At 67.9% G+C, this 7,774-nt stretch carries 12 protein-coding genes; 9 read left to right on the plus strand and 3 right to left on the minus strand.

Translation table 11 applies throughout. The features are described 5' to 3' along the window. The 6 genes from VN520_RS16735 to VN520_RS16760 all read left to right on the plus strand — a co-directional run. Positions 1–437, plus strand: a 437-nt coding sequence (locus tag VN520_RS16735) for a SufD family Fe-S cluster assembly protein (protein ID WP_325747720.1), incomplete at its 5' end; no start/stop codon positions are given. A gap of 1 nt (position 438) precedes the next feature. Then, positions 439–756, plus strand: coding sequence for a bifunctional 3-phenylpropionate/cinnamic acid dioxygenase ferredoxin subunit (locus VN520_RS16740; RefSeq protein WP_033303091.1), 318 nt, complete (start codon positions 439–441; stop codon positions 754–756). Between the two features lie 7 nt (positions 757–763). Then, complete coding sequence (gene sufC, locus VN520_RS16745) at positions 764–1,528, plus strand: Fe-S cluster assembly ATPase SufC (protein WP_325747721.1); 765 nt, start codon at positions 764–766, stop codon at positions 1,526–1,528. Then, entirely contained in the window at positions 1,525–2,793 is a 1,269-nt protein-coding gene (locus VN520_RS16750) for a cysteine desulfurase (protein WP_325747722.1), read from the plus strand. The genes sufC and VN520_RS16750 overlap by 4 nt, the downstream gene beginning before the upstream one ends. 18 nt (positions 2,794–2,811) lie before the next feature. Continuing rightward, entirely contained in the window at positions 2,812–3,267 is a 456-nt protein-coding gene (gene sufU / locus VN520_RS16755; protein WP_325747723.1) for a Fe-S cluster assembly sulfur transfer protein SufU, read from the plus strand. Continuing rightward, positions 3,264–3,602 (plus strand): metal-sulfur cluster assembly factor, encoded by a 339-nt coding sequence (locus tag VN520_RS16760; RefSeq protein WP_014045248.1) that lies wholly within the window; start codon positions 3,264–3,266, stop codon positions 3,600–3,602. Before sufU ends, VN520_RS16760 begins: the two co-directional genes overlap by 4 nt. Before the next feature lie 259 nt (positions 3,603–3,861). Here the strand turns inward: VN520_RS16760 and VN520_RS16765 are convergent, their stop codons facing one another. Both VN520_RS16765 and VN520_RS16770 read right to left on the minus strand, forming a co-directional pair. Continuing rightward, entirely contained in the window at positions 3,862–4,332 is a 471-nt protein-coding gene (locus tag VN520_RS16765; RefSeq protein ID WP_325747724.1) for an NUDIX domain-containing protein, read from the minus strand. A 3-nt stretch (positions 4,333–4,335) separates the two neighbouring features. Then, a complete protein-coding gene (locus VN520_RS16770) occupies positions 4,336–5,079 on the minus strand; it encodes an XRE family transcriptional regulator (protein ID WP_325747725.1) in 744 nt (247 codons plus the stop codon). 86 nt (positions 5,080–5,165) lie between these two features. On the opposite strand from VN520_RS16770, the gene VN520_RS16775 reads away from it, so the two are divergent. Beyond that, entirely contained in the window at positions 5,166–5,366 is a 201-nt protein-coding gene (locus tag VN520_RS16775; protein WP_325747726.1) for a hypothetical protein, read from the plus strand. Between the two features lie 552 nt (positions 5,367–5,918). Here the strand turns inward: VN520_RS16775 and VN520_RS16780 are convergent. Beyond that, positions 5,919–7,061 (minus strand): hypothetical protein, encoded by a 1,143-nt coding sequence (locus tag VN520_RS16780; RefSeq protein ID WP_325747727.1) that lies wholly within the window; start codon positions 7,059–7,061, stop codon positions 5,919–5,921. A 159-nt stretch (positions 7,062–7,220) separates the two neighbouring features. On the opposite strand from VN520_RS16780, the gene VN520_RS16785 reads away from it, so the two are divergent. Both VN520_RS16785 and VN520_RS16790 read left to right on the plus strand, forming a co-directional pair. Beyond that, the gene (locus tag VN520_RS16785; RefSeq protein ID WP_325747728.1) at positions 7,221–7,541 is read left to right on the plus strand and encodes a multidrug efflux SMR transporter; all 321 of its coding nucleotides are present in this window, start codon (positions 7,221–7,223) and stop codon (positions 7,539–7,541) included. Then, a partial coding sequence (locus VN520_RS16790; RefSeq protein ID WP_325747729.1) for a TetR/AcrR family transcriptional regulator occupies positions 7,541–7,774 on the plus strand: 234 nt, incomplete at its 3' end. The genes VN520_RS16785 and VN520_RS16790, both read left to right, overlap by 1 nt.

Below are 7,774 nucleotides of genomic sequence, written 5' to 3' on the forward strand. Positions count from 1 at the left end.
AGCACCAGGAGCACCGGCTCTGGGTCGACCACGCGGTGCCCAACTGCACCAGCAACGTGCTCTACAAGGGCGCGCTGCAGGGCGAGGGTGCGCGCACGGTCTGGATCGGTGACGTGCTCATCCAGGCCGCCGCCGAGGGCACCGACACCTACGAGATGAACCGCAACCTGGTTCTGACCGACGGCGCGCGTGTCGACTCCGTCCCGAACCTGGAGATCGAGACCGGCGAGATCGTCGGCGCCGGCCACGCCTCGGCGACCGGCCGGTTCGACGACGAGCAGCTGTTCTACCTGCAGTCCCGCGGTATCCCGGCCGAGGAGGCCCGCCGACTCGTCGTGCGCGGCTTCTTCGCCGAGCTGGTCCAGCAGATCGGTCTGCCGGACGTCGAGGCCCGGCTCCTCGACAAGATCGAGGCCGAGCTGAAGGCGTCGGTCTGAGATGGCCTTCGTCAAAGCCTGTGCGCTGAGCGAGCTGGAGGACGACACCCCCAAGAGGGTGGAGCTCGACGGCACGCCGGTATCCGTCGTCCGCACCGAGGGCGAGGTGTTCGCGATCAACGACGTCTGTTCGCACGCGAACGTCTCGCTGTCGGAGGGCGAGGTGGAGGACTGCGCGATCGAGTGCTGGCTGCACGGATCGAGCTTCGACCTCCGCACCGGCAAGCCGTCCGGTCTTCCCGCGACGCGCCCCGTCCCCGTATACCCCGTAAAGATCGAAGGGGACGATGTGCTCGTCTCCGTCACCCAGGAGTCCTGAGTCACCCATGGCAACGCTTGAAATCCGCGACCTGCACGTCTCCGTCGAGGCCGACAACGCCACGAAGGAGATCCTCAAGGGCGTCGACCTGACCGTGAAGCAGGGCGAGACCCACGCCATCATGGGCCCGAACGGGTCCGGCAAGTCCACCCTCGCCTACTCGCTCGCGGGTCACCCCAAGTACACGATCACGAGTGGCACGGTGACCCTGGACGGCGAGGACGTCCTGGAGATGTCCGTCGACGAGCGGGCCCGCGCCGGCCTGTTCCTCGCCATGCAGTACCCGGTCGAGATCCCCGGTGTCTCGGTCTCCAACTTCCTGCGCACCTCCGCCACCGCCGTCCGCGGCGAGGCCCCCAAGCTGCGGACGTGGGTGAAGGAGGTCAAGGAGTCGATGGCCCAGCTCCAGATGGACCCGTCCTTCGCCGAGCGCAACGTCAACGAGGGCTTCTCCGGCGGTGAGAAGAAGCGCCACGAGATCCTCCAGCTGGAGCTCCTCAAGCCGAAGATCGCGGTTCTCGACGAGACCGACTCCGGCCTCGACGTCGACGCGCTGAAGACCGTCTCCGAGGGTGTGAACCGGGTGCGCGCGACCGGCGAGGTCGGCACCCTGCTGATCACGCACTACACACGCATCCTCAAGTACATCAAGCCCGACTACGTGCATGTCTTCGCCAACGGCCGCATCGCCGCCTCCGGTGGCGCCGAGCTCGCGGACAAGCTGGAGAACGAGGGCTACGAGGCCTACACGAAGGGGGGCGCTTCAGCGTGACTGATGCCCGACAGGGGCTCTCCGGCCTCCTCGACACCGAGGCGATCCGCAAGGACTTCCCGATCCTGGACCGCACGGTCCACGACGGCAAGAAGATCGTGTACCTGGACAGCGCGGCGACCTCGCAGAAGCCGCGCCAGGTCCTGGACGCGCTCAACGAGTACTACGAGCGGCACAACGCCAACGTCCACCGCGGTGTGTACACCATCGCCGAGGAGGCCACCGCGCTGTACGAAGGCGCCCGCGACAAGGTCGCCGCCTTCATCAACGCACCCAGCCGCAACGAGGTGATCTTCACCAAGAACGCCTCGGAGTCGCTCAACCTCGTCGCCAACATGCTCGGCTGGGCGGACGAGCCCTACCGGGTGGACAGCGACACCGAGATCGTCACCACGGAGATGGAGCACCACTCCAACATCGTGCCGTGGCAGCTGCTCTCGCAGCGCACCGGCGCGAAGCTGAAGTGGTTCGGCATTACGGACGACGGCCGGCTCGACCTGTCGAACATCGACGAGATCATCACGGAGAAGACGAAGATCGTCTCCTTCACCCTGGTCTCCAACATCATGGGCACGGTCAACCCGGTCGAGAAGATCATCCGTCGTGCCCAGCAGGTCGGCGCGCTGGTCTGCATCGACGCCTCGCAGGCCGCCCCGCACATGGTGCTCGACGTGCAGGCGCTGCAGGCCGACTTCGTGGCCTTCACCGGCCACAAGATGGTCGGCCCGACGGGCATCGGCGTGCTCTGGGGACGGCAGGAGCTCCTGGAGGACCTGCCGCCGTTCCTCGGCGGCGGCGAGATGATCGAGACCGTGTCGATGCACTCCTCGACGTACGCCCCCGCGCCGCACAAGTTCGAGGCGGGTACGCCCCCGATCGCGCAGGCCGTCGGCCTCGGCGCGGCCGTGGACTACCTCTCCGCGATCGGCATGGAGAACATCCACCGCCATGAGCAGGCCATCACCGGGTACGCGGTGAAGCGGCTCCTGGAGGTCCCCGACCTCAGGATCATCGGCCCGGCGACGGCCGAGGACCGCGGGGCGACGATCTCCTTCACGCTCGGCGACATCCACCCCCACGACGTGGGGCAGGTGCTCGACGAGCAGGGCATCGCCGTCCGGGTCGGACACCACTGCGCGCGGCCGGTCTGCCTGCGGTACGGAATTCCTGCGACGACGCGAGCGTCGTTCTACCTGTACTCCACGCCTGCCGAGGTCGACGCCTTGGTGGACGGACTGGAGCACGTGCGGAACTTTTTCGGTTAGACGGCAGAGGGTTGACTGGTGAAGCTTGATTCCATGTACCAGGAAGTGATCCTGGACCACTACAAGCACCCCCACGGGCGTGGCCTGCGGGACGGCGACGCCGAGGTGCACCACGTCAACCCGACGTGCGGCGACGAGATCACGCTCCGCGTGAAGTACGACGGCGAGACCATCGCCGATGTCAGTTACGAGGGTCAGGGCTGCTCCATCAGCCAGGCCAGCGCCTCGGTGCTCAACGAGCTGCTGGTCGGCAAGGAGCTCGGTCAGGCGCAGAAGATCCAGGAGGCCTTCCTGGAACTGATGCAGTCCAAGGGGCAGCTGGAGCCGGACGACGCGATGGAGGAGGTGCTGGAGGACGCGGTCGCGTTCGCCGGTGTCTCCAAGTACCCGGCCCGGGTCAAGTGCGCGCTGCTGAGCTGGATGGCGTGGAAGGACGCGACGGCGCAGGCGCTGTCCGAAGGGAAGACCGCATGAGCGAGAACGAGACCCTCACCACCAAGCCGGCCTCCGAGGAGGAGGTCCGCGAGGCGCTGTACGACGTGGTCGACCCCGAGCTGGGGATCGACGTCGTCAACCTGGGGCTGATCTACGGCATCCACGTCGACGACGCGAACATCGCGACGCTCGACATGACGCTGACATCCGCGGCCTGTCCGCTGACCGACGTCATCGAGGACCAGGCGAAGTCCGCCACCGACGGCATCGTCAGCGAACTGCGGATCAACTGGGTCTGGATGCCGCCGTGGGGCCCGGACAAGATCACCGACGACGGCCGCGAGCAGCTTCGCGCGCTGGGCTTCAACGTCTGAGACACAGATCCGCCAGGTGACCGTTTTCCGGTCCACTTCCTCGCGGAACGAGTACGGCCGTGCCCGCCGATGCCTCCGGTGGGCACGGCCGTTCCTGTTCACCGGCTCTGGACATGCTCCGGGCGCCATGCCTCGGTGCGGCGGGCCGGGTCCGCAGGGGCCACCCCGTTCCCGGCACCGGCCCCCGTGAAGCCCCGCAAGCAAGCACCTGGCGATTGTTCTCGGGCTGTCCACGGGGCTTCTGCGGGCTCAGGGGCCCCTATCCCAGGTACGGGGTCCGCCTGTTGTCTGTGAAGTGCTGAAGACGCAGCCGCTGGGTGTGATGCATCGGCAGTGCGTCAATCTCGGCAGGGCCTACGAAGCGGACTTCGGTCGACTCATCGGACACGGCAAGTGACCCGCCCACGATGCGCGCCCTGAAACACACGTTGAACTGCCGCCGTACTTCGCCATCGCTGTACGCAATGACGTGGCGCGGGTCCGTGTACGTGCCGACAAGCCCTGTGATCTCCACGTCGTAGCCTGTCTCCTCCTTGACCTCCCGCACGGCCGTTCCGGGGAGCGAGTCGGTCATATCCATTCCACCGCCCGGCAGTGCCCAGAGATCGTTGTCCTTCCGGCGCTGAAGCAGGATGCGTCCCTTGTCGTCGGTCACCACCGCTGAGGCAGCGACGACGAGACTGTTCGGCTCGGGTGCGTCGGCATCGTCGTAATACTCCGTGCGAGCCACTTCCTAGTCCTCCTCCACTGTCGTCGCCGTGCTCCATACCGCGCCGAAGCTTTCGGCGTACGTGTCGAACATCCCGCCCTCGGTATTCCGCCGGAGGTGCCATACCGGAGCGCCGTAAGCGTTCACGCCCCACACGTGCGCATTGACCAACATCTGATCGTCGGCGCGGTACAGGCTGTTGTAGAGCGTTGTTCCGTGCGTCCTCAGCTCAATACCGGGTACCCCTGACAACGGCCGGTAGTGCATGAGCGCAAGTCGGCAGCGCGATTCAATGCCGTGTCCGAACTTCTCCTCATTGCCACGAAGTCGGACGTTCTCGCTGTCTGCGTCGCCCAACGCGATACGGACCGTGCATCCATCTTCGGCCCGTTCGCGTAACAGGTCGTTCAGCCTGGGGTACGCCTCATGCAGGAAAACGGCGGCATAGATGAGAATGTCTACCCGTTCACGGGCCTGGGAGATCAGATCGACGAACTCGGAAATGGGGAGGTCTGCCCGCTGGTCGTAGAGCGCGACCAATTCCGGACCGACTGCCCTTGCCGCACGTGCCTGCCGAAGCGCGGGCCACAGTGCGTGAACGTCCTCCCTCAGCGTCTCGGCGGCCTTCATGGCGGTTACTCGCCTGGGTACGCGTCCCAGGTTCACCCAGCGCTCTACGCTCTTCGGGTCGACTCCCGTTGCAGCGGCAAGAGTTGAATGCGTCCACCCGCCTGCCGCCATGGTGGCCCGTAGTCGTTCGTTCTTCATGAGGACGTTCTACCTGCTGCGGGACGTCCTGAAGTGGGAAACGTACGAGGTTCCCCCGTCCCGGCAATGGCCATCATGATCACGTCATGAGCGAGCCAACGAGGTACAGCACTGGGATCGTTGAACTGCCTTACGCAATTGATCGGTCGGAACCGGAACCCGTGGCGGGGTGCGCCTGTTGTGTTGAGCTGGCGAACGTTCGGGATCGCGCCCGCACGGGGGGCGACATGACCACGGTGTCCGATTGCAATGTCTTCCTCCGACGCCACCCTGAGGGGCACCAGTGACGACGGCGCCGCAGCGGCCACGTGCCGGGGCGCCGGCCCGGAAGCCGCGCATACGGTCTGCGGCTGCCCCGAAACTGCCCCGGACGACCGGCCCACGTCCTCGCGCGGAACGTGTGCCGGACACGGGCGGCGAGTCGCCGGCCTCGCGCTGTGGGGTTTCGTCGGGTACGTCCTCACAGCTTGTCGCCAGGTTTCCGTCCTTCCCGTGACCGCGTCGACGTGGTGCGGCAGGGGCGGGTGACGGACCCGGTCGACGGGTCGCACCGATGATCCGGCCGGCCGGACAGCGGCACTCCCGACCGGAACAAGGCTGAGCGGGCAGACGTGCCCTGCTCCCGCCCCGGTCCGCCCCTTCACTGGGATGCCGTTTCCTTCAGGAGCGGTGAGGGTGTCGCGAGCCCCGTCCACGCTCTGCCCTCGTGGGGCGTGGACGGGGCCTTTTCGCCTGCCGTTGCCTGCACCACGGTGCTCGCCGGGAACGCCGTCGCGCGGGGCACGGGCACGGACGAGCGCGGCGGCCCCGCGCGGGATCACCCGGTGGTCAGGGGGTGGTCACCACCGCGGGGCGCCCCCGTACGGCGGTGCCGTCGGTCCCTGCTGCGGTACGCCCGCGGCCTCGGCCAGGACCGGGCCCAGGTTCTCCGTCCGTATCCGCCGGTCGACGTAGAGCAGGCCGGCCACCAGCTGCGGGAACGTCGTCGAGATGATCTGGCTGATCAGCTGCCCCAGCAGGGTCGCGATCAGATAGCCGCTCATCATGACCACCACGGCTGTGGCGCTCGGGTCCTCGTCCAGCGATGCCGACCCGATCATGCCGGGGAACAGGCCGAGGATCGAGAACGGCATCTGGATGACGTAGCCCGCCACACCCGCCATCAGGCCGGCCAGCAGCGTGATGCCGAAGATCCGCCACCAGTCGCCGCGCACCAGCTGGGACGAGCGGCGCAGGGCGGCGACGGGCCGCTGGCCCTCGAAGACGACGGCCGCCGGTGCCAGGCAGACCTTGATCCAGAGCCAGACCGCCAGCGGTCCGGTGATCAGGGCGCCGAGGACGCCCAGGGAGATGGCGGCACCGGCGCCGCCGTCGCTGTCCATGGTGACGAGGCTGATGATCACCGCGACGAAGGCCGCCATGAGGAGCAGGACGGGCACGAGCGCGAACAGGGCGGTGAGGATCAGGGTGCCGATCACCGGAACGACCCGGGCCCAGGCCCTGCGCCAGACCGCCGCCAGGGTGATGGGCCTGCCCAGGACCGCCTCCTGGAGCACGGTCGGGACCGCCGCGTACATCAGGCCGGAGACGACCGCCATGGTGGCGATGCCCAGCAACACGAGGAGGCAGCCCGCGGTCACGAGCGGGACGACGTCCGCGGACGAGGCGCTTTCGTCGTGGTCGAGGGAGACCACCCGCTCCAGGTGCTCGGAGACGGCGGAGTAGGCGACGGCCACCGCCGCCGCCATCAGGAGTGCGGCGCCGCCGTAGAGAGCGGCGGCCAGGCCGAACAACTGCTTCCAGTACCTGCCCATCGTCGAGAACGCCCCGCCCAGCACGTCCCCCAGCCTCAGCGGGGCGAGCGGTATCACCCCCGGCTTCGGCGGCGGCACCCAGCCGCCCCACCCCGGCGGCCCTCCATACGGGCTTCCGCCGTACGCGCCCCCGTAGGCGCCCCCGCCCCACCCTGCGTCCTGCGTCACCACTGCTCCGTTTGTTCGTATCGTCCGGTTGTCATCCGGTCCTATCGGTGCGGACACCGTAGCGCCCCGGGGCGGGGCCGAATCCCGCCCCGGCCGGTCGCAACAGGGGCACACACACGTTGTGTACGGCCGTACGCAAGGATGTGTACGCTTGTACGCATGGGATACGGAATGCTGGCCGCGGCCATCGCGGCGGAGGTGGCCGGGACGACGGCCATGAAGTACAGCGAGGGGTTCACCCGGCTGTGGCCCTCGCTCATCACGGTGGCGGGCTACGTGCTGGCCTTCGGGCTGCTGGCCCAGACCCTGAAGACGCTCTCGATCGGCACCGCCTATGCCATCTGGGCGGGGACGGGCACCGCGGCCGTCGCCGCCATCGGCATCCTCTGGATGGGCGAGTCCGCGAACCTCGTCAAGCTGGCCGGCATCGCACTGGTCGTCGCGGGGGTCGTGGTCCTCAATCTCGGAGGAGCCCACTGATGGCCCGGCGGTACGACCCCGAGCGCCGCGAACGCATCATCGACGCGGCGCTCCGCGTCGTCGCGGACCGGGGCATCGGAGGGCTCAGCCACCGCACCGTGGCCGCCGAGGCCGACGTGCCGCTCGGCTCGACGACGTATCACTTCGCCTCGCTCGACGAGCTGCTGGTGGCGGCCCTGCGCCGGTGCAACGAGAGCTTCTCCCGGACGGTCCGGGAGAGCCCGTACTTCGCC

Origin of the sequence: Streptomyces sp. (assembly GCF_035563135.1) — a bacterium.
In the GTDB taxonomy this organism is placed as follows: Bacteria; Actinomycetota; Actinomycetes; order Streptomycetales; family Streptomycetaceae; genus Streptomyces.

Coding starts and splice junctions, on each gene's coding strand:
- VN520_RS16775 (WP_325747726.1), top strand. CDS start 5,166: ATGAGCGAGCCAACGAGGTACAGCACTGGGATCGTTGAACTGCCTTAC.
- sufC (WP_325747721.1), top strand. CDS start 764: ATGGCAACGCTTGAAATCCGCGACCTGCACGTCTCCGTCGAGGCCGAC.
- VN520_RS16770 (WP_325747725.1), bottom strand. CDS start 5,079: ATGAAGAACGAACGACTACGGGCCACCATGGCGGCAGGCGGGTGGACG.
- VN520_RS16740 (WP_033303091.1), top strand. CDS start 439: ATGGCCTTCGTCAAAGCCTGTGCGCTGAGCGAGCTGGAGGACGACACC.
- VN520_RS16785 (WP_325747728.1), top strand. CDS start 7,221: ATGGGATACGGAATGCTGGCCGCGGCCATCGCGGCGGAGGTGGCCGGG.
- VN520_RS16760 (WP_014045248.1), top strand. CDS start 3,264: ATGAGCGAGAACGAGACCCTCACCACCAAGCCGGCCTCCGAGGAGGAG.